The sequence below is a fragment of the Thauera aminoaromatica genome (assembly GCF_000021765.1).
Taxonomy (GTDB): domain Bacteria; phylum Pseudomonadota; class Gammaproteobacteria; order Burkholderiales; family Rhodocyclaceae; genus Thauera; species Thauera aminoaromatica.
Window position 1 is genome coordinate 3,105,907 of sequence record NC_011662.2, and the last position, 19,925, is coordinate 3,125,831.

Genomic DNA, 19,925 nt, shown 5'->3' on the forward strand with positions numbered 1-19,925 from the left:
AAGCACGACGCGGACCGGAACGCCGCCGATCGCGACTTGCGTCGCTCCCACGAAAACCCGAGCGGCTGCGGCGCTGTAGGAGCGACGCGAGTCGCGATCGGCCGTGATACGAGAACCCGCACTTGCGGTGCCGTAGGAGCGACGCGAGTCGCGATCGGCCGCGCGCCCTGCACCGCGCGCGATACGCCGCTCAGAACGGCCGTCCCATCCGCCGATAAAGCGTGTTGCGCGCGACGCCGAGGTGACGGGCGGCGGCGGAGAGGTTGCCGTCGAAGCGCTCGATCGCGGCGCGGATGGCGTCGTCGTCGAGCGCGCGCGCGCGCCGCAGCGGTAGCGGCAGCGGCAGCGGGTCGGGATCGTCGGCGGGCCGCGCGGAACGCGGCTCGCCGCGTTCGGCCCCTGCCGACGGGGCGAGCGCCGGCGCATCGCCGACCGCCTGCAGCACTTCCTCGGGCAGATGCACCGGCAGGATGCGCGTCTCGCCCTCGTCGAGCAACGCGAGCGCGACCTCGAGCACGTTCTGCAGCTGGCGGATGTTGCCCGGCCAGGGGTAGGCCGCGAGGATCGCCATCGTCTCCGGCGCGACGTCGACGCGCGCGGGCTCGGGGTGGTGGCTGCTGCCGTCAAGCAGGCGGCGCACGATGCCCTGCAGGTCGCTGCGCGCGCGCAGTGGCGGCAACTGCACGCCGAGGCCGTTGACCCGGTAGTAGAGATCCTCGCGGAAGCGCCCGGCCTTGACCTGCTCGCCGAGCTGGCGGTGGGTCGCGCACAGCAGCGCGATATCGACCGGTACCGCGGAGCCCGCGCCCACCGGCTGCACGCAGCGCTCCTGCAGCACGCGCAGCAGCCGCGCCTGCATCGCCAGCGGCATGTCGCCGATCTCGTCGAGGAAGAGCGTGCCGCCATGGGCCTGCTGGATGCGGCCGATCGCACCCTCCTTGCGCGCGCCGGTGAAGGCGCCGCCGACGTAGCCGAAGAGCTCGGACTCGATCAGGTTCTCGGGGATGGCCGCGCAGTTGACCGCGACGAAGGGGCCATCCGCACGCGGACCGCTGTTGTGGCAGGCGCGCGCGAGGAGTTCCTTGCCGGAGCCGGACTCGCCCTGGATCAGGATCGGGATGCTGCGCCCGACGATGCGCGCGCAGCGGTCGAGCACGAACTGCAGCGCGGGGTCGCCGGTGGACAGGGTCTCGAGGGTGGTCCTGTGGCGCGCCGAGCGTGAGGGATCGGGGGCGGCGGCAACGCGGGCCGTGCCGGCCGGGGCCGACTGCGCGCCGGCCTGCCAGGCCGGGCTCAGCCGCAGGCGCGCGTGGATGCGTGCGCCCGAACGCAGCTCGAGTTCGACCAGCGCCGCCGGATCGCGCGCCGCGCGCCCGATCAGCGTGCCGAAGCCGCCCCGGAACAGGTTGGAGAAATTCCCCAGGCCCGCCACCCGGCGCTCTTCGACCCCCAGCAGCGCGCGCGCCTGGCGGTCGGCGGCGACGATCTCGCCATCCGCATCGATCGCCAGCAGACCCTCCTGCAGGCCGCCGACGCCCTCGGGACGCGGATGGAAGGAGAGCAGCGCATGGCGCGCGTGTTCGCTCTCGAACAAGCGGCGTTCGACCAGGCGCACCCCCATGCGCGCGAGTCCGAGCGTGTGGGGCTGGTGGCTGCGGTGGTCGCCCGAGATGTCGAGCGCGCCGAGCAGCTCGCCGCGCCAGTCGAAGATCGGCGCCGCGCTGCAGGTGAGCACGCCGTTGCAGTCGAGGTAGTGCTCGGCGCCGAGCACCTCGACCGGCGCACGCTCGATCAGGGTGGCGCCGATCGCGTTGGTGCCGCGCTCGCATTCGCTCCAGTTCGCGCCCGCCTGCAGGGCGACGCGGTTGGCGCGGTCGACGAAGGCGGGGTCGCCGATGCCGTGCAGGATCATCCCGCTGGCGTCGGCGAGCAGCACCATGCTGCCCGAGGAACGGATCTGTTCGTGAAGGTGCTCCATGACGCCGCTGGCGTGCGCGAGCAGGGCCGCGCTGCGCTCGCGCGCCACCATCAGGTCGCCCCGCGTGGTGCTGGGCGGGCGCACGCGCTCGCCCATGTCCAATCCCAGGCGCTGGCAGCGCGCCCAGGAGCGCAGCACCGGCACCGGCAGGCCCGCGTCGGGCACCTGGCCGGAGGCGGAAAACTGCCTGCGCAGCGACTCGACCACCGCCGCCTGCGCGGCACGCATCGTGTTATCGACCATCGTCTCCTCTCCACCTGCGGCCGCGGTGCATCGGCGTTCGGCACGCCGCGCCCGGGCTCTTCCGTTGTCGTCCCGGCCGCTCCGGGGGTCGGATCGCGGCCGTCTCGTCAAACGACTGAAGCAAGCATCATGCCGCAAGTCCGGCCCAGGAAGCGTGGAGCCGTGGAGGAAAGGTCGACGGCCGCAGGGTCTCAGCGCCCGAGGGCGCGATCCTCCGCCTCGACCGCCGCCATCTCGGCGTCGTCGTAGAGCCGCGAGCGGGTATGGAAGGCCTTGCCCGTGCCGCCTTCCAGCGAGAAGGTGCCGCCATGCCCCTCGACCACGTCGATGATGAGCTGGGTGTGCTTCCAGTATTCGTACTGCGAGGCGCTGATGTAGAAGGGCACGCCGCCGATCTCGCCCAGATGCACGTCGTAGGGCCCGATGGTGAGGTCGGTGGGCAGGTAGCAGTTGGCGGCGCTGTTGTCGCAGCAGCCGCCGGACTGGTGGAAGATCAGGTCCGGGCCATGCTCGGCCTTGAGCTGCTCGATCAGCTCGAGCGTCGCGGCGGTGGCAGTAACGCGTTCGACCATGTCATGCACCTCCAGGATGAAAAACGGGGGCGGTCGCCCGCCCCCGGCAAGGTCGCCCGCAACGCGGGCGAGGGAGGGAGAACGCCTTGATCAGAAGAAGCCGAGCTTGTTCTCGCTGTAGCTCACCAGCAGGTTCTTGGTCTGCTGGTAGTGGTCGAGCATGACCTTGTGCGTCTCGCGGCCGATGCCCGACTCCTTGTAGCCGCCGAAGGCCGCGTGCGCCGGGTAGGCGTGGTAGCAGTTGGTCCACACGCGCCCGGCCTGGATGGCGCGGCCCATGCGGTAGGCGACGTTGCCGTTGCGGCTCCACACGCCGGCGCCCAGACCATACAGGGTGTCATTTGCGATCGCCAGGGCCTCGGCCTCGTCCTTGAAGGTGGTCACCGCGAGCACCGGCCCGAAGATCTCCTCCTGGAAGATGCGCATCTTGTTGTGGCCCTTGAACAGCGTCGGCTGGATATAGAAGCCGTCGGCCAGGTCGCCGCCGAGTTGGGCGCGCGCACCGCCGATCAGCACCTGGGCGCCCTCTTCCTTGCCGAGCTGCAGATACGACTGGATCTTGCTCATCTGCTCGGCGGAGGCCTGCGCGCCCATCATGGTGTCGGTGTCGAGCGGGCTGCCCTGCTTGATCGCGGCGACGCGCTTCAGAGCACGCTCCATGAAGCGGTCGTAGATCGATTCCTGGATCAGCGCGCGGCTCGGGCAGGTGCACACCTCGCCCTGGTTGAAGGCGAACAGCACCAGGCCCTCGATCGCCTTGTCGAGGAAGGCGTCGTCCTTGTCCATGACGTCGGCGAAGAAGATGTTGGGCGACTTGCCGCCCAGTTCGAGCGTGGCCGGGATCAGGTTGTTGGCGGCGGCCTGGGCGATCACGCGGCCGGTGGAGGTGGAGCCGGTGAAGGCGATCTTGGCGATGCGCTTGCTGGTGGCGAGCGGCATGCCGGCCTCGCGGCCGTAGCCGTTGACGATGTTGAGCACGCCCGGCGGCAGCAGGTCGGCGATCAGCTCCATCAGCACCAGGATCGAGATCGGGGTCGACTCGGCGGGCTTGAGCACCACGCAGTTGCCCGCACCCAGCGCCGGCGCCAGCTTCCACGCCGCCATCAGGATGGGGAAGTTCCACGGGATGATCTGGCCGACCACGCCCAGGGGCTCGTGGATGTGATAGGCCATGGTGTTCTCGTCGATCTCCGAGATGCCGCCTTCCTGCGAGCGCAGGCAGCCGGCGAAGTAGCGGAAGTGGTCGACGGCGAGCGGGATGTCGGCGTTGAGCGTCTCGCGGATCGGCTTGCCGTTATCGACGGTCTCGGCGTAGGCGAGCAGCTCGAGGTTGGCCTCGAGGCGGTCGGCGATCTTGAGCAGGATGTTCGAACGGGTGGTGGCGTCGGCCTTGCCCCACTTGGGGAAGGCTGCGTGCGCGGCGTCGAGGGCGAGCTCGATGTCCTCGGCGGTGGAACGCGCGGCCTGGGTGTACTTCTGGCCGGTGATCGGGGTCACCACATCGAAATACTGGCCCTTGACCGGGGCCACCCACTTGCCACCAATGAAGTTGTCGTAGCGGGTCTTGAACTGAACCTTGGCTTCGGCCTGGCCGGGCAGTGCGTACAGCATGGTGTCGTCTCCTCGTGTGGTTTCGGTTGCGGGCGGTTTCGCCACACGTCGATTGAGCATCCTTCGTGCCAGCGCAATCCATCCCTTATTTATCAGATACTTGCCGTATCCATGCGGCAATGGGAGCGCTCCGTGGCGGGTTCTGGAGCAGCGCTCGAAGTGCTCCACTTGCTCCAGCTGCTCCATCTGCTCCATGCCCGTACCGTCATGGAGCACGCGCCGAAATGAAGCGAGGCAGCGCGACCTTCGTCGCCCTGCCCCGCAGGCTGGGAAAGTTGCGCGCGTCAGAACATGATGATGCCGCCCAGCGAGATGGTCCGGGTCTTCAGGTCACCCGCGAACAGGTCGTCGCCATCGCCCCTCTCCTGGTTGTATTCGCCCACCAGGGTGATGTACTTGTTAAGGCTGTGATACACGCCGACGGTGGCGGAGCGGAACTTGTTGGTGTCGGCCAGCGCGCCGCCGCTGTCGCGGTTCTCGCCGAAGTTGATTCCGAACTTGGTCTTGCCCACGGTGTAGGTGCCCTGCACGAAGTAGCCCTTGCCGTCGGTCTTGCCGAAGGGCGACAGGTACAGCGCACCGACCGTCGACAGGCCCAGCCCGCTGGCGTCGAAGCCGTAGGCGACGGCCTCGAAGGCGCCGATGCCGACTTTCGCGCCGAGCTCGAAGCCGTTGGCGTTGAAGCTGCCTGCGCCGCTGGTGCGCTGGTGGACCGCACCCGCCCACACCGAGCCCTTGGCCGTGCCGGCCTTCCAGTCGTAGTTCGCCATCGCCTGGAAGCCGGGGTCCTTGGTCTCGTCACCGGCGAACTTGCTGGGATCGAAGATCCCCGCCGAGGCCGAGAAGCCGCCGAAGGCCGGCGTGGTGTAGGTGATCTGGGGCTGGAAGCCGGTGTACATGTAGCCGTGGCCGATCATGCCGAAGGTGGTGTTGAAGGGCGTCGACGCGTAGCTGTTGCCGCCGAGGCCGAGGAGCGTCATGTCGGACAGGATGATCTTCTGCCCGAAGAGGCCGATGTCGCGGCCGAACTTGACCGTGCCCCACTCGGTGTTGCCGAACTGGAAATACAGGTTGCGGGTGTCGATCTGGGTGAAGGGGCTGTCGCAGCCGGTGGAACCGCCACAGCTGGGGTCGCTGGGCAGGCCCACCACGTCCGACTTGTCGTTGATGCCGGGCGCGAAGCCGACGTGAGCCTTGATGTCCAGGCCCTCCACCTTGGTGGTGAACACGAAGTTGATCCAGCCCGGCAGCAAGCCGTTGGTGAGCGCGGAGTCGGTGGTCTTGACGCCCGCGCGCTCCTCGGTCCGATGAGAATAGAAGCCGTTGACCGTGCCGTTGATGTCGAGCGTGGCGTCGCCCTGCGAAAACCCGATCGCCTGGGCCGGCGTGGCGGCGAGCGCGAGCAGCGCGGCGCCGAGCGCCGACGGCAGCAGGGCGGTGGTGGCGGGTCGGGTGCGGCGGTGGCTGGAAAGCTTGTTTTGCATGGATGTCCCCTCGGATGGTGTGGATGCCTTCGATCCGCCCGCCCGGCGGCCGGATCGAAGGCGGGCTGCGCAAACGCTGTGCCACCCCCCCAAAACGCGGCCTGTTCCGGGCATTTGTGCGCAACGCAGGCGCACAGTCCGCTCCGGATGCTCCACAATCCCTGCCCGCCCTGCTTCGGAATGGCACCTCCGGAGCAGGCGCCGGCCGCAGGCGAGCGACGCCCCTGCGGCCTGCAAGACTCCCTGCCAGGATCTCCGCTGCGATGAAAGAGCCCCCCTCCCTGCCGGTCGCCCCCTCTCCGCTGGTCGCCCCCTCTCCCTCCCAGGCGCACGCCGAAGCGCGATCCGGCGCGGTCGCGCGCCCGGCAACCGGCCGCTTTCCGCTCGCGATCATCGGCCCCGGCGCGCTCGGCCTGCACTTCGCTGCGCGCGTCGACGGCATTGCGCCGGTCGCGCTGATCGCGCGCGACGCCGCCGGAGCCGCGCGCCTGAACGCCGGCGTCGAGGTGGGCGGACACATCTTCCATCCGAACGCCTTCGCCGCCGAGCGGGCCCCGGAGGCGGACTGGGTGATCGTGCTGGTGAAGGCGGGCGACACCGCCGCCGCCGCGTCCACCGCCGCGCGCATGCGTCCGCTGGGTGTGCTCTCGCTGCAGAACGGCCTCACCGGCGAGCTGCTGCGCGCGCACTGCGCGGCGCGCCACGTCGACCAGGGCATCACCACCGAGGGCGCCTACCGCGAGCAGGGCGACCACGGCGAGCGGGTGCACCCCGCGGGTGCGGGCGAAACCCTCGTGCCGCCCGGCTTCGAGGCGGTCGCCGAACTGCTGGGTCGCGCGGGCCTGCGTGCGCGCGTCGAACCCGACATCGCGCATGCCCGCCTCGCCAAGCTGCTGGTCAATGTCGCCATCAACCCGCTCGCGGCGCTCTTCCGCGTACCCAACGGCGCCCTGCTCGATCCGCCGCACCGCGTGCTGCTCGACACCCTGGTGCGCGAAGCCCTGCCGGTACTGCACGCGCACGGCCTCGAGCTCGACGAGGCCGCCGCAATCGCCCGCGTGCACGCGGTCGCCCGCGCCACCGCGGCCAACCGGGCGAGCATGCTGCAGGACCTGCTCGCCGGCCGGCGCACCGAGATCGACGCGATCACCGGCGCACTGCTGCGCATGGCCGCGCGGACGGGAACAGAACTGCCCACGCATCGGGCGGTGGAGGTTCTGGTGCGGGCGCTGGAATCACGGAACGCGGAAAGGACGGATCGGGTGGGGTGCTGACGGGTGGGAAATCATGTGCGCGCGCAAATGAAAGCCTTGCCCCCAACCACTCAACCACTCTTTCTCCGTCATCGCTTGTCGAGAACCGACTGTGGTCGATGCACTTCACCAGAACAGACCGCGCGGACCCCCTCTATTCGGGGCGATCAGTCTCGACTCGGGCGGTATCATGCGACCGGATCCAACACGAAGAACCTCTGATGAAAGCCGTGATCCTCGCGGGTGGCTTGGGCACCCGAATCAGCGAAGAAACCGTCAATCGCCCCAAACCGATGGTGAATATCGGCGGCCGTCCGATCCTCTGGCACATCATGAAGTCCTATTCCAGCCACGGAATCCATGACTTCGTGATCTGCTGCGGCTACATGGGCTATGTCATCAAGGAATACTTCGCCAATTACTTCCTCCACATGTCGGATGTGACCTTCGACATGTCCGACAACAGCATGGAGATTCACGAGCGCCATGCCGAGCCTTGGCGCGTGACGCTCGTGGACACCGGCGAGAACACGCAGACAGGCGGACGACTGGCCCGCGTCGCCAAGTACCTGCGGAACGAGGAGGCGTTCTGCTTCACGTATGGCGACGGCGTGGCAGACATCGACCTCGGCGCGGAGATCGACTTCCACAAGGCCCACGGCAAGCTGGCCACGGTCGCGGCCGTACAGCCACCCGGCCGCTTCGGCGCACTGGAGTTGAAAGGCGACGACGTCGACGCTTTCGTCGAAAAACCTCTGGGCGACGGCGGCTTTATCAATGGCGGGTACTTCGTCCTCTCGCCCGAGGTGCTCGACTACATCACCGAGGGCGACCAGACGATTTTCGAAGGATCCGTGCTCAAGAAGCTGATCGCCGATCAGCAACTTGCAGCCTACCGGCATACCGGTTTCTGGCGACCGATGGACAACCTGCGCGACAAGATCATGCTCGAGGATCTTTGGCAGCGCGGCGAGGCACCATGGAAAACCTGGTGAGCCCTGCTTTCTGGCGGGGGCGCCGCGTCTTCGTCACGGGTCATACCGGCTTCAAGGGCGGTTGGCTCAGCCTGTGGCTGCAGAGCATGGGGGCGGATGTTTGCGGCTTCGCATTGCCGCCCGCCGCCGCGCCGGCCTTGTTCCATGTCGCAGATGTCGAGCGCGGCATGCACTCCGTGCTCGGCGATGTGCGGGACTATGAAAGGTTGAGACAGGCACTCGCGGCAGCAAGGCCGGAGATCGTGCTTCATCTCGCCGCGCAACCGCTCGTGCCCTACTCGTACGCCGAACCTGTCGAGACCTTCTCGACCAACGCCATGGGCACCGTGAATCTGCTCGAGGCCTGTCGGCACCAGCCCGACCTGAAAGCCGTCGTCGTGGTCAGCAGCGACAAGTGCTACGAAAACCGGGAGCAACTCTGGGGCTATCGTGAGACGGATCCGATGGGCGGATACGACCCGTATTCGGCCAGCAAGGGCTGCACTGAACTCGTCGTCGCGTCGTACCGTCGCTCCTTCCTCGCCGCTCGCGGCGTTGCCCTCGCCAGCGCTCGGGCCGGCAACGTGATCGGAGGCGGAGACTGGACCCCCAGTCGTCTGGTGCCCGACGTCCTGGCGGCCTTTGCACGCAACGAAGCCGTTGTTCTGCGCAATCCTGACGCGATCCGGCCCTGGCAACACGTGCTGGAGCCCTTGGCGGGTTATCTGCTCTTGGCCCAGCACCTCGTCGAGCATGGAGAGGCCTTCGCCGAGGGCTGGAACTTTGGGCCCGACGAAACCGACGCGCGTACAGTCGCGTGGATCGTGGAGATGCTTGCCGCCGGCTGGGGCGCCGGTGCCGACTGGCAGCCATCCGGCGAGCCGCGGATCCATGAGGCGCACACCCTCAAGCTGGACTGCACCAAGGCCCGCGTCCGGCTGGGCTGGCGGCCTCGCTGGCAAGCGGAAGACGCAGTCACCCGCAGCCTCGCCTGGTATCAAGCCTGGCGTGCCGGTGCCGATATGCATCGATACACTCTCGACGAAATCTCCGCATTCACAGCCAGCTCATGAGCCTGATCCGCAAGACCCTCACGCCCGATGCTGACGGCAAGCTATTGCTCGACCTGCCCGATCTGGCCGGTCAGCCACTCGAAGTCATCGTCCGCCCAGCCCGCCCGACAAACGCCGCGCAGGCCTGGCGCGCGGGCATCGACCCCGTCCCCGCATCGGGCAAGGTCGTCGGCGACGCCGAGAAGGACGCGATGATCGACGCCGCGCTCGACGCCTGGCTGACCACCGGTCGCTTCAACGACGCCTTCGAGAAACGCCTGGCAAGCTTCGTCGGCACGCGCTTCGCCCTCACCGTAAATTCCGGATCCTCGGCTAACCTGGTGGCATTCTCAGCCCTCACCTCGCCCACGCTCGGCGATCGGGCAATCCGCCCCGGAGACGAGGTGATCACGGTGGCGGCGGGCTTTCCCACTACGGTGAATCCGATCCTGCAGAACGGCGCCGTTCCCGTCTTCGTCGATGTATGCCTGCCAACCTACAACATCGACGTGACGATGCTCGAAGCCGCCCTGTCGCCGCGGACCAAGGCCATCATGATCGCCCACACGCTGGGCAATCCTATCGACCTCGATGCAGTGTGCGCGTTCGCCGAGCAGCATGGGCTATGGCTGATCGAGGACTGCTGCGATGCGCTCGGCTCCACCTGGAAGGGTCGCAAGGTCGGCACCTTCGGCCACCTCGCCACGCTTTCCTTCTACCCGGCGCACCATATCACCATGGGCGAAGGCGGCGCGGTGCTCACCAATGACCCGCAGCTGCGGCAGATCGCCGAATCCTTTCGCGACTGGGGCCGCGACTGCTGGTGCAAGCCCGGTTGCGACAACACCTGCGGCAAGCGCTTCGGCTGGCAACTTGGCAGCCTGCCGGCCGGCTACGACCACAAATACACCTACAGCCACATCGGCTACAACCTCAAGATCACCGACATGCAGGCCGCCTGCGGGCTGGCCCAGCTCGATCGGCTGGAAGGCTTCATCGAAGCACGCAAGCGCAACTTCGCGCATCTGAGCGCGGCGTTGGCGGACGTTGAGGATTTCCTGATCCTGCCGGAGGCTAGCTCCGGGAGCGATCCATCCTGGTTCGGGTTTCCGGTGACCCTGCGAGAGGAAGCCGGCATCAACCGGGTGGATCTGCTCGAATACCTCGATCAGCACAAGATCGGCACGCGATTGCTGTTCGCAGGCAATCTCGTCCGCCAACCCTCAATGAGCGGGCGCGACGTCCGTGTCGTCGGCGACCTGCCGGTGGCCGACCGCATCATGCGGGATACCTTCTGGATTGGGGTGTGGCCTGGCCTCACCGAAACCCAGCTCGACTACGCCGCCAGCCACATCCGCACCTTCCTCGGAGTCGACCTATGACCAAGCCCCTGATGGTCTTCGAAATGGCCAACAACCACATGGGCGACCTACCCCACGGCATCGCCACCATCCGAGCGATCCGCGAGGCCTGCCACGGCTTCGAAGACGACTTCGATTTCGCCTTCAAGCTCCAGTACCGCGACCTGGACACCTTCATCCACGCATCCGCCCGCGGCCATGACGACATCAAATATGTCAAACGCTTCGAGGAAACCCGACTATCCGACGACGCCTTCCGCGCCTTGGTAGCCGAGATGGAGGCCCAAGGCTTCATCACCGTATGCACGCCCTTCGATGAGGCCTCCGTGGCCCGCATCGAGGAGCACGGCATCCACACCATCAAGATCGCCAGCTGTTCCTTCACCGACTGGCCGCTGCTCGAACGCATTGCCCAGGCCGACAAGCCAGTGATCGCCTCCACTGCAGGTGCCACGCTCGACGAGATCGACAACGTGACGAGCTTCTTCCTGCACCGGGGCAAGGACCTCACCTTGATGCACTGCGTCGCCGAATATCCCACACCCGACGAGGCCCTGCAGGTCAACCAGATCGAGCTGCTGCGCACCCGCTATCCCGACGTACGGGTCGGCTATTCCACCCACGAGTCACCAGACAATACCTTCGCCGTGGGCCTCGCCCTCGCCAAGGGCGCCAGCGTTTTCGAGAAGCATGTGGTGCTGCCCACCGACAGGTACGCCGCCAACGCGTACTCGGCCAACCCGGCGCAGATCCGCGCCTGGCTAGAAGCCTGCCGCCGCGCCCAGGCCATCTGCGGCAGCCGCGAACGCTACCAGCCCTCCGCCAGCGAGCGGAGCAGCCTGCATTCCCTTCGCCGTGGCGTGTTCACCACCCGCGACGTGCCCGCCGCCACCGAGCTTTCCGCCGACATGGTCGAGTTCGCCTTCCCGCCGGTGGAGGGCCAAGTCACCGCCAACGAGTGGTCGAAGTACGCCCGCTTCGTCACCCGCGAGGCCATCCCTGCCAGCCAGCCGGTACTCCACTCGCAAGTGGGCGAGACCCAGCTGCGCGGCCAGGTGCTGGAGATCGTCACCGCCGTCAAGGCGCTGCTCAAGGCCGGCAACGTCGTCGTGCCAGGCAAGTCCGATCTGGAAATTTCCCACCACTACGGGCTGGAGCGCTTCGATGAGTTCGGCCTGACGATGGTCACCGTCGTCAATCGCGAATACTGCAAGAAGCTGCTGGTGATGCTCCCCGGCCAGACCCACCCCGAGCAGTACCATCAGAAGAAGGAAGAAACCTTCGTCGTCCTGCACGGCAGCCTCACGATCTGGCTCGACGGCGAAGCCCGCGACGCCAGGGCCGGTGACGTGATCACCGTGGGGCGCGGCGTGAAGCACACCTTCAAGACCACCGAAGGTGTGGTGTTCGAGGAAATCTCCTCCACCCACGACAAGTACGACTCCTACTACACGGACCCGGCGATCGCGGCCAACGTCAGCCGCAAGACCTGGCTCACCTACTGGATGTAAGCAGATGACCATCCGCGTTGCCGACTGGCTGCTCGCCCGCCTTGCCGACGAGGGCATCCACCACATCTTCATGCTGCCCGGCGGCGGTGCCATGTACCTCAACGACGCCCTCGCCTGTGAACCCCGCGTGAACGCCGTGCCCTGCCACCATGAGCAGGCTGCCGCCATCGCCGCCGAAGCCGCCGGCCGGACCGGCAACGCCGGCAACCCGGGTTTCGGCGTGGCGATGGTTACCACCGGCCCCGGCGCCACCAATGCCATCACCCCGGTGGCCGGCGCGTGGATCGACTCGGTGCCGATGCTGGTGCTCTCCGGCCAGGCCAAGCGCCCCGACCGCCTGGGCGGCCGCCCGATCCGCCAGGGCGGCGTGCAGGAGGTGGACATCGTCCCCATCGTCAGTCCGATCACCAAGTACGCCGTGACGCTGGACGACCCACAGTCGGTGCGCGTCCATCTCGAAAAAGCCCTGCACCTCATGAAGACCGGCCGCCCCGGCCCGGTGTGGATCGACGTGCCCCTCGACGTGCAGGCCGCGCCCATCGACCCGGCCACCCTGCCCGGCTGGACGCCGCCGGCCGACGCCACCGCACCGATGCCCGATCTCACCCCGGTGCTGACGATGCTCGCCGAGGCCAAGCGCCCGCTCATTCTCGCCGGCCACGGCGTGCGCCTCGCCGGTGCCGCCGACGCCTTCCGCCAACTCGTGGATCACCTCCAGGTGCCCGCCGTGCTCACCTGGAACGCGCTCGACCTGCTGCCCTACGATCATCCGCTCAACATCGGTCGCCCCGGCGTGGTCGCCGCCCGCGCTGCGAACTTCGCGGTGCAGAACTGCGACCTGCTGATCAGCATCGGCGCCCGCCTCGACATGATCGTCACCGCCTACAACCCCAAAGGCTTCGCCCGCGCCGCGCGCAAGGTGGTGGTGGACGTGGACGCCAACGAGCTGGCCGACAAGACCGCGATGGCCATCGACCAACCCCTGGCGATGGACGCCGGCGACTTCATCCAAACCCTGCTGGCCGCCGCCATACCCGGCGACACCACCGACTGGCGCGCCCGCTGCACCCGCTGGAAGGCCCGCTACACGCAGAACGAGGGCCGCGTCTTCCCGCCTTCCGGCCCCATCGGCCACGCCCACTTCGTCGAGGCCCTGTCAGATGCTGCGCCGGCCGACACTCTTATTGCCACCGGCAGCTCCGGCCTGGCAGTGGAGTTCTTCTACGCTGGTTTTCGCAACAAACGGGGCCAGCGCACCTTCCTCACCTCCGGCCTCGGCGCGATGGGCTACGGTCTGCCGGCAGCGATCGGCGCCTGCCTCGGCAACGACCGCAAGCCCATGCTGGCCGTGGAATCGGATGGCAGTCTGCAGCTCAACCTGCAGGAGCTTGCCACCCTCACCGGTCTGCAGCTGCCGATCTGCCTGTTCATCATGAACAACGGCGGCTACGCCTCCATTCGCAACACCCAGCGCAACTACTTCAATGGGCGCTACGTGGGCAGCGGCCCGGCCTCGGGGCTATTCATGCCCGATCTCGAAAAACTCGCCGCAGTGTATGGTCTGCCGTACCTGCGCATCGACGACTGCGCCGAACTCGCCGCCGCGCTGGCCCGCGCCCAGGCGCTGCCGCGCCCCTGCCTCATCGACGTACGCCTGATTCCGGAAGAGAGCCTGCAGCCCAAGTGCGCCGCCATTCCCCGGGCGGACGGCTCCATCATTTCAATGCCGCTGGAGGACATGAGCCCCCTGCTGCCCCTGGAAACCCTCGAGGCCGAGATGATCGTGCCGCTCCTGCCTGCTTCGCTCGACGCCCCGCGGCCCGCCTGACAATGCCCGCCCTCTGCCGCCTGTGCGGCCAAGCCCTCTTCGCGCAGCCCCTGCTCGTCCAGCACGACATGCCGGCCGCCGCCCAAGGGCTGCCCACCCCCGATCAGCTCGCCACGGACCGGGGCGTGACGCTGGCGCTCCACCAGTGCAGCGGCTGCGGCACGGTCCAGCTCGCCACCGAGCCCGTGCCCTACTGGCGCGACGTGATCCGCGCCGCCGGCATCTCGGCCGAGATGCGCGCCTATCGGCTCGCCCAGTTCGGCCGCTGGCTGCGCCAGCACGACCTCACCGACCGCAAGGTGCTCGAGGTGGGCTGCGGCCGCGGCGAATACCTCAGCCTGCTGCGCGATGCCGGCGCCGACGCCACCGGCATCGAACACCTGCCCGCCTCGGTGTACGCCTGCCGCGCCGCCGGCCTGCGGGTAAATGAAGGCTTCATCGACGGCCCGGACACCCGGCTCGCCGACGGCCCCTTCGACGGTTTCGCGATCCTCAACTTCCTCGAGCACATCCCGACGGCCCACCTCACCCTTCGTGGCATCGTCGCCAATCTCAAGCCGGGCGCCATCGGTCTGGTCGAGGTCCCCGATTTCGAAATGATCCTGCGCATGCGTCTATTCGCAGAGTTCATTCCCGACCACCTTTACTATTTCACCCGGCAGAGCCTGACACACCTGTTGGAAGGTAATGGCCTCGAAGTCCTCGAATGCAGCTCGGAATGGCATGGCTACGTTCTTTCCGCCACGGTGAGAAAGCGCTCTCCGCTCGATCTGTCCGCGCTGCACCATGCCCGGGCCGACCTCCAAGCCTCCTTTGACGCATTCCTGGATCGCTTCGACACGGGGCGCGTCGCGATTTGGGGTGCCGGCCACCAGGCCCTGGCCCTGATCAGCCTGCTGGGCATTGCTCCGCGAATCCGCTACGTGCTGGACTCCGCGCCCTTCAAGCAGGGGCGCTTCACGCCCGCCACTCACCTGCCCATCGTGGCGCCAGAGCGTCTCGACGAAGGCGAGGTCGATGCCGTGATTGTCCTCGCCGCCAGCTACTCGGACGAAGTTGCCAAGCTCATCGCCGAGCGCTTCGGTACCCGCTTCGAAGTGGCGGTATTGCGGGACTCCGGCCTCTGCGCGGTGGCACGAGATCTCACCCCATGAGTCACCCTGCCGTCTCCCCCGAAGCCCTCCAGGTCGCCATCACGACGATCCGCGAGTCCCTCGACTCAGCCAGCCGGGACCTGCCCGAGGACCTGTTCCTGCTGGTCAGCAGCCTTACCCCCATGATCAACGTTGATCTGCTGATCAAGGACTCAGCCGGTCGAAATCTCTTGACCTGGCGACACGATCGTTTCTATGGCCCTGGTTGGCATCTCCCGGGCGGGATCATCCGCTTCAAGGAGAGTATTGGCAGTCGCATTGCCGCCGTTGCATTGGGCGAACTGGGAGTGGAGGTGGACTTCGAGCCCGTGCCGCTTCACATGGCGGAAATCACCCATCCAACCCGGGACATCCGCGGCCATTTCATTTCGCTGCTGTATGCGTGCACCCTACGAATCCCTCTCGACGAGGCAGGGCGATTCAAACCTGAGGCGCCCCGCGCTGGCGACTGGCAGTGGCACATCGGAGCGCCCCACGATCTGATCCTGCAGCACCGGATCTACAGCCGCTTCTTGGAAGCTCCCTGCCCAGCCTGAACCCTGCGTGGATCATCATGGACACGCTCTCTCCCGAACAGACTCCGATAGCTGCGGGCCAACGCTTCCTCCACACTCGTGCGGGACTGCCAGCCCAGAGCCTGCAGCCGACGAGTGTCGGGCAAGCCACGGGACGTCTTGGCAGGCAAGTAGGCCTGGGGATCGGCCTCTCCGAAGGTCAGGGCTAGTGGTGGGTCGATCAGCCGTGACGCCAGGGTGGCGAAATCCCGGATCGACAACTCGTTTGTGGGATTTCCCACGTTGTAGGCGCTCGCTCCGTCTCCCTTCAGCAAGATGTGGAGGAGCCCCGATACGGTGTCGGCAAGATAGCAGAAGGCGCGCAACGCACTGCCGTCGCTGGTCAAAACAATAGGCTGACGATCTCGTGCAGCTTTCAACACATCCGAGAAAATGCGTCCATCTGCCAGATTCAAACCCGGCCCAAACGTATGGAAGATCCGCCCGATCCCAAACTCGAGGCCATATTGGACCCTCCAGCAGGCCAGCAGAGTCTCCGCCAGTCGCTTGCTCTCGATGTAACAGTTGCGGGGATCGAGCGTGGGGACGGCACCGAAGCTCTCCTCGTGCACCGCCCCCTCATTCTCGGTGGAACCGTACACGGCAGAGCCCAGCATCAGGAAGGCAATGGGACGATCTCGCCCGAATCGATCCAGCAAGGCCAGGGTGCCCACCGCATTGGCCCGGATCACGCCCACCGGATCGGTTGCGTAATCGCGTGGTGACGCGGGACTCGCAGCGTGGATTATTACGTCGGGCACGCCGAAGCGCGGCATGGGCAGCGCGTTCAAGTCGCCTTCGAGAATCTCGCAGCGGGCCGGATCGAGAACTGAACCCAGGCGCGCTCGCAGGCGCGCCGCGTCTCTGGCCAGCAGGCTTAGCTTGGGCGGATCGTCGAGCTTCCGATGCAAAGCGGCGAGGCTCAGCGTCAGGTATCCCCCCAACATGCCGCTGGCGCCGGTCACGAACACATGACGCCCTGCCAGGCGCTCCCAGGGCAAGCGCTCGGCAAGGATGGCATGGATGTCTTCGCGAACAACCGGATGGGAAGGGTCGAACATGATGGAGTGACCGCACAATCGGCAACGGACGAGGCACGTCGTGGATCCCGGCCAGGACCCTGCATGCGACGGCTGCGACGATACCACGGCCCTGCCCAGGTCGCCGGCAAACGGGGCGAGATCCTAGCCGAGAGCAGACGGCCTACAATGCGCAAGCCCCGCGGAAAGCCCACTGCGGCTCTTCTCAAGAGAGCGTCTTTTGTGCCGCTATTGCCAATAACTTCAGATCGAATGGCCCATGTTTCGACAACCTCATGAGCACACTCCACACCGCTTCGCGTTCATCTCGCAAACAGGCAGGAATGCCCGCGCATCGATGACGGGAATCGTCAGCAGCACCGGCTTTCCAGGTCACCGGGACGGTGCAGCACACCCCGCCGAACAGCCCCTCGGGAGTCGCCCGCAGTGACCAGCATCATTCAGCTCAGGAATGCCTACCAGGCTGGCACCCTGCCAAAGCCCTATTTCCTCGGTGCCGTGTATGCCCTTACGCAGTCCCTCGTCGAGTTCCAGGACGCCCTGAAGGGTACCCAGATCCGGGAAATCATCGTGGGCACGGACGGGCTGCGCATCCGGACTGTCGACCACGACCTCGAGTTGATGCTTTACCCGGAGGAAGCCAACTCTCTCGGCACCGGGATCCTGGCCTTCGGAGATGCCGAGCGGTTGGAACGCAGGGCTTTGCTCGCCGCCGCCCAGCAATCGCGGGTTATCCTCGACATCGGCGCCAACGTGGGCTGGTACAGCCTGCACTTCGCACGCGTGGCCGGCGAAGCCCGGATCTACGCCTTCGAACCCGCGGCGCGCATCCATGCCCGCCTGTTGGCCAACCTGGCCCTGAACGGTATCACCAGCGTGGTCACTGAGCAGTTGGCCCTGCAGGACCAAGAGGGTACCGACACCCTGTATTTCCACCCCGCCGAAACCGGCGCCAGCTCTGTGCGTGACAACCGGGGCTTCACCGGTGTGCAACCGGAAGAAATCCGGTGCACCACTCTCGATCTGTACTGCAGCCGCCAAGGTATCCGCCCTGATCTCATTAAATGCGATGTGGAAGGCGGAGAGCTCTCGGTGGTCCGGGGTGCCTTGGCCACCCTGCAGGAATGCCAGCCTGTCGTATTCCTCGAATTGCTCCGCAAATGGAGCGCCAACTTCGGTTACCACCCGAACGAGGTGCTCGAGATCATGCAGGAACTCGGCTACCAGGCTTGGGCCATCGAATCATCGGGCCTCCACCCCTGCACGGAAATCACCGGCGACACCGTGGCGACCAACTTCCTGTTCACTTGCGAAGGCAAGCACGACGCGCTGATCCAGCAGTTGGCTCGCCTTTGAACCCTACGAGTCTCATCATGACCATTCCCGAAGCCGAGCCCAGCGGGCTCACGGCCAGCGAGGCCGCCAAGCGTAACGACCTCGCCACTCGAAAGCCCTACATCGCCGAGAAACTGCGCAACATCGCAGCCATGGAGGAGCGGGGAGAGATCAGCCCCATCATCAGGCTCGAGAAGAGCTACCTCTGCAACTTCCAGTGCACACACTGCTCTGCCGAGTACTACATGGACCGGCACATCGAGAAAGTCTTCAAGATCAAGGACGAGCGTCGCAAGATCGATCTGGAAGACATTCGTCGCCTGTCTCGGGAAGCCGACGAACTGGGCTTGGCGCGCTTCGTGATCACCGGCGGGGAACCCCTGGTCATGAAGGATTTCGATGAAGTCGTGGCCGCCATCGATCCGGACCGCCATTACATCATCACCGACACCAACGGGTGGTTCCTCGACCTCGAGCGCGCCCGCCACCTGAAATCCATCGGTGTGGAAAAGGTTCAGTTGTCCCTGGACAGCATGATCGAGGCAGAGCACGACACCTTCCGCAACAAGCCCGGCTCCTACAAGCGAGTCATGCGCGCCATAGATGCCTCGCTCGAGGCGGGCCTGAACCTCATCCTGTCCACCGTTCTGGTCCGTGGGCGCGGCAGGACCGAAGAGTTCCGGTCCATGTGCGAGTTCGCCAAGCGCAAAGGAATCGGCCTCTATGTGTCCTACGCCAAACCCACAGGCTCCTGCACCGAGCATCCCGAATTCGTCATCACCAAGGAAGACGCGGACATCGTGCGGGAACTCGAAAAGGATTACCCGGTTTTCACGCATATGACACCCTCGTATGGCTCATACAAGGGCTGCATCACCGTCAAAGGCATCATCACGGTAACCTCAACAGCGGAGGTCACACCCTGCCCGTATATCGACTTCTCCTTGGGTAATCTACGTGAGACGCCACTCAAGGAAGTATTGGCCCGTGGCATGCGAAATCCCTGGCTTGGCCCACATCGTCCAGACTGCCTGATCGGGGAGGACCCCAAATTCATCCGGATTCACACGGAAAAGACCAAGGGGGTTACCCATCTGCCCCTACCGTGGGGGCAAGGCTTCTCCGATAACGACTCTCTGCTGGACGACTAGATCATGGCCGAAGTATCCGACATGCCCCTCTTCGACGACTTCGGGCGCTGCGTGCCGGGCGCTGCCCGGTCTCCAGCCCATCCGCGCAGCCGCCGCTACTTCACCCTGCTGCAGCCCAAAATCGACTACGTCGCCAGCCACGCCCGGCTGCTTTCGTGTCTCGGAGCCGGAACAACGCTGGACGCCGCCGCCTTCGAGGCTCGTGCGGCGAGCATTCTGAGCCGCCTGGAATCCGATCCACGAACGGCGGCAATTGCCCACGGTGTAGCGGTACCCTTCATCCTGCCGCGCCTCACCATCGACGACATGGGACAAAGCCTGGATCACCGATTCCTTCCCGCGGTCCGTGAAGCCTTTGAAGGCACCTACCCGGACTACCGCTTCGCCAATCACCACCGTGGTGGCCTGGAAGGGCGCACGGGAATCCAGCCGGAATCTCGGCATGCGCGTTTGGTGGCTGCCATGAGCCGGAGCGAGTTGGTCGGGATCTACTTTCCCGCCCTTTCCGAATACTCACTGCCAGCAGCCCTCGAGCAGGTCACAGCCCTGCCCGAGCAGTTCCTGCTGGCGGGTGGCGTGGACACCTGCGCGGCCCTGATCAGTGCCCCCGGGCTACTGCTCCGCACCGACTCCTACCCGCCGCTGCTCTGGCTAGGCGCACTCAGTTCCGAGCAGCCCGCGATGGGTTACCACTTCGAAGCCTACGGCTTCAACCTCACCTTCAATCGGCGCCCTCACCTCGGCCTCGCCGCCGAGTACTGGAGCTGCGGCTTGACCGTGCTCGAGGACGGCTGAACTGGCTTCACAAGACTGCGCATACAGCG

General features: G+C 66.3%; 16 protein-coding genes. 11 read left to right on the forward strand and 5 right to left on the reverse strand.

Annotated features, from left to right (window positions below; all coding sequences use genetic code 11):
* Positions 1-190: 190 nt before the first annotated feature.
* The 4 genes from TMZ1T_RS13670 to TMZ1T_RS13685 all read right to left on the reverse strand — a co-directional run bounded on the left by TMZ1T_RS13670 (position 191) and on the right by TMZ1T_RS13685 (position 5,888).
* Complete coding sequence (locus tag TMZ1T_RS13670; protein ID WP_012585722.1) at positions 191-2,221, reverse strand: sigma-54-dependent Fis family transcriptional regulator; 2,031 nt, start codon at positions 2,219-2,221, stop codon at positions 191-193.
* A 191-nt stretch (positions 2,222-2,412) separates the two neighbouring features.
* Positions 2,413-2,793 (reverse strand): DUF779 domain-containing protein, encoded by a 381-nt coding sequence (locus TMZ1T_RS13675; RefSeq protein ID WP_012585723.1) that lies wholly within the window; start codon positions 2,791-2,793, stop codon positions 2,413-2,415.
* 90 nt (positions 2,794-2,883) lie between these two features.
* Positions 2,884-4,404 carry an aldehyde dehydrogenase gene (gene adh / locus TMZ1T_RS13680; protein ID WP_012585724.1) on the reverse strand — a complete coding sequence of 507 codons (1,521 nt, stop codon included), beginning with the start codon at positions 4,402-4,404 and terminating at the stop codon, positions 2,884-2,886.
* Between the two features lie 284 nt (positions 4,405-4,688).
* Positions 4,689-5,888 (reverse strand): porin, encoded by a 1,200-nt coding sequence (locus TMZ1T_RS13685; RefSeq protein ID WP_012585725.1) that lies wholly within the window; start codon positions 5,886-5,888, stop codon positions 4,689-4,691.
* A gap of 263 nt (positions 5,889-6,151) precedes the next feature.
* Between TMZ1T_RS13685 and TMZ1T_RS13690 the strand changes: the two genes are divergently transcribed.
* From TMZ1T_RS13690 to TMZ1T_RS13725, 8 genes are all read left to right on the forward strand, one after another.
* On the forward strand, positions 6,152-7,162 hold the full coding sequence (locus TMZ1T_RS13690) for a ketopantoate reductase family protein (RefSeq protein WP_012585726.1): 1,011 nt from the start codon (positions 6,152-6,154) through the stop codon (positions 7,160-7,162).
* Positions 7,163-7,362: 200 nt separating this feature from the next.
* Positions 7,363-8,136, forward strand: a complete 774-nt coding sequence (gene rfbF, locus TMZ1T_RS13695; RefSeq protein ID WP_012585727.1) for a glucose-1-phosphate cytidylyltransferase — start codon at positions 7,363-7,365, stop codon at positions 8,134-8,136.
* Complete coding sequence (rfbG, locus tag TMZ1T_RS13700) at positions 8,121-9,188, forward strand: CDP-glucose 4,6-dehydratase (protein ID WP_012585728.1); 1,068 nt, start codon at positions 8,121-8,123, stop codon at positions 9,186-9,188. Before rfbF ends, rfbG begins: the two co-directional genes overlap by 16 nt.
* Positions 9,185-10,549: a lipopolysaccharide biosynthesis protein RfbH gene (gene rfbH, locus TMZ1T_RS13705; protein ID WP_012585729.1), complete on the forward strand. Its 1,365-nt coding sequence runs from the start codon at positions 9,185-9,187 to the stop codon at positions 10,547-10,549. Before rfbG ends, rfbH begins: the two co-directional genes overlap by 4 nt.
* The gene (locus TMZ1T_RS13710; protein WP_012585730.1) at positions 10,546-12,039 is read left to right on the forward strand and encodes an N-acetylneuraminate synthase family protein; all 1,494 of its coding nucleotides are present in this window, start codon (positions 10,546-10,548) and stop codon (positions 12,037-12,039) included. The genes rfbH and TMZ1T_RS13710 overlap by 4 nt, the downstream gene beginning before the upstream one ends.
* Before the next feature lie 4 nt (positions 12,040-12,043).
* Entirely contained in the window at positions 12,044-13,867 is a 1,824-nt protein-coding gene (locus tag TMZ1T_RS13715; protein WP_012585731.1) for a thiamine pyrophosphate-binding protein, read from the forward strand.
* A gap of 68 nt (positions 13,868-13,935) precedes the next feature.
* Positions 13,936-15,021, forward strand: coding sequence for a class I SAM-dependent methyltransferase (locus TMZ1T_RS13720; protein ID WP_261788954.1), 1,086 nt, complete (start codon positions 13,936-13,938; stop codon positions 15,019-15,021).
* Positions 15,018-15,557: an NUDIX hydrolase gene (locus tag TMZ1T_RS13725; protein WP_004305657.1), complete on the forward strand. Its 540-nt coding sequence runs from the start codon at positions 15,018-15,020 to the stop codon at positions 15,555-15,557. The genes TMZ1T_RS13720 and TMZ1T_RS13725 overlap by 4 nt, the downstream gene beginning before the upstream one ends.
* Here the strand turns inward: TMZ1T_RS13725 and TMZ1T_RS13730 are convergent.
* Positions 15,521-16,636, reverse strand: a complete 1,116-nt coding sequence (locus TMZ1T_RS13730) for an NAD-dependent epimerase/dehydratase family protein (RefSeq protein ID WP_012585733.1) — start codon at positions 16,634-16,636, stop codon at positions 15,521-15,523. The two genes, TMZ1T_RS13725 and TMZ1T_RS13730, sit on opposite strands and share 37 nt — an antisense overlap.
* A gap of 405 nt (positions 16,637-17,041) precedes the next feature.
* Here TMZ1T_RS13730 and TMZ1T_RS13735 point away from each other — a divergent pair, with 405 nt between their 5' ends.
* The 3 genes from TMZ1T_RS13735 to TMZ1T_RS13745 are packed head-to-tail and all read left to right on the forward strand — an operon-like array spanning position 17,042 to position 19,896.
* Positions 17,042-17,971, forward strand: coding sequence for an FkbM family methyltransferase (locus TMZ1T_RS13735; RefSeq protein WP_004305653.1), 930 nt, complete (start codon positions 17,042-17,044; stop codon positions 17,969-17,971).
* 17 nt (positions 17,972-17,988) lie between these two features.
* Positions 17,989-19,101, forward strand: coding sequence for a radical SAM/SPASM domain-containing protein (locus TMZ1T_RS13740; RefSeq protein WP_004305652.1), 1,113 nt, complete (start codon positions 17,989-17,991; stop codon positions 19,099-19,101).
* Between the two features lie 3 nt (positions 19,102-19,104).
* Positions 19,105-19,896 (forward strand): hypothetical protein, encoded by a 792-nt coding sequence (locus TMZ1T_RS13745; protein WP_004305651.1) that lies wholly within the window; start codon positions 19,105-19,107, stop codon positions 19,894-19,896.
* Positions 19,897-19,925 lie beyond the last annotated feature (29 nt).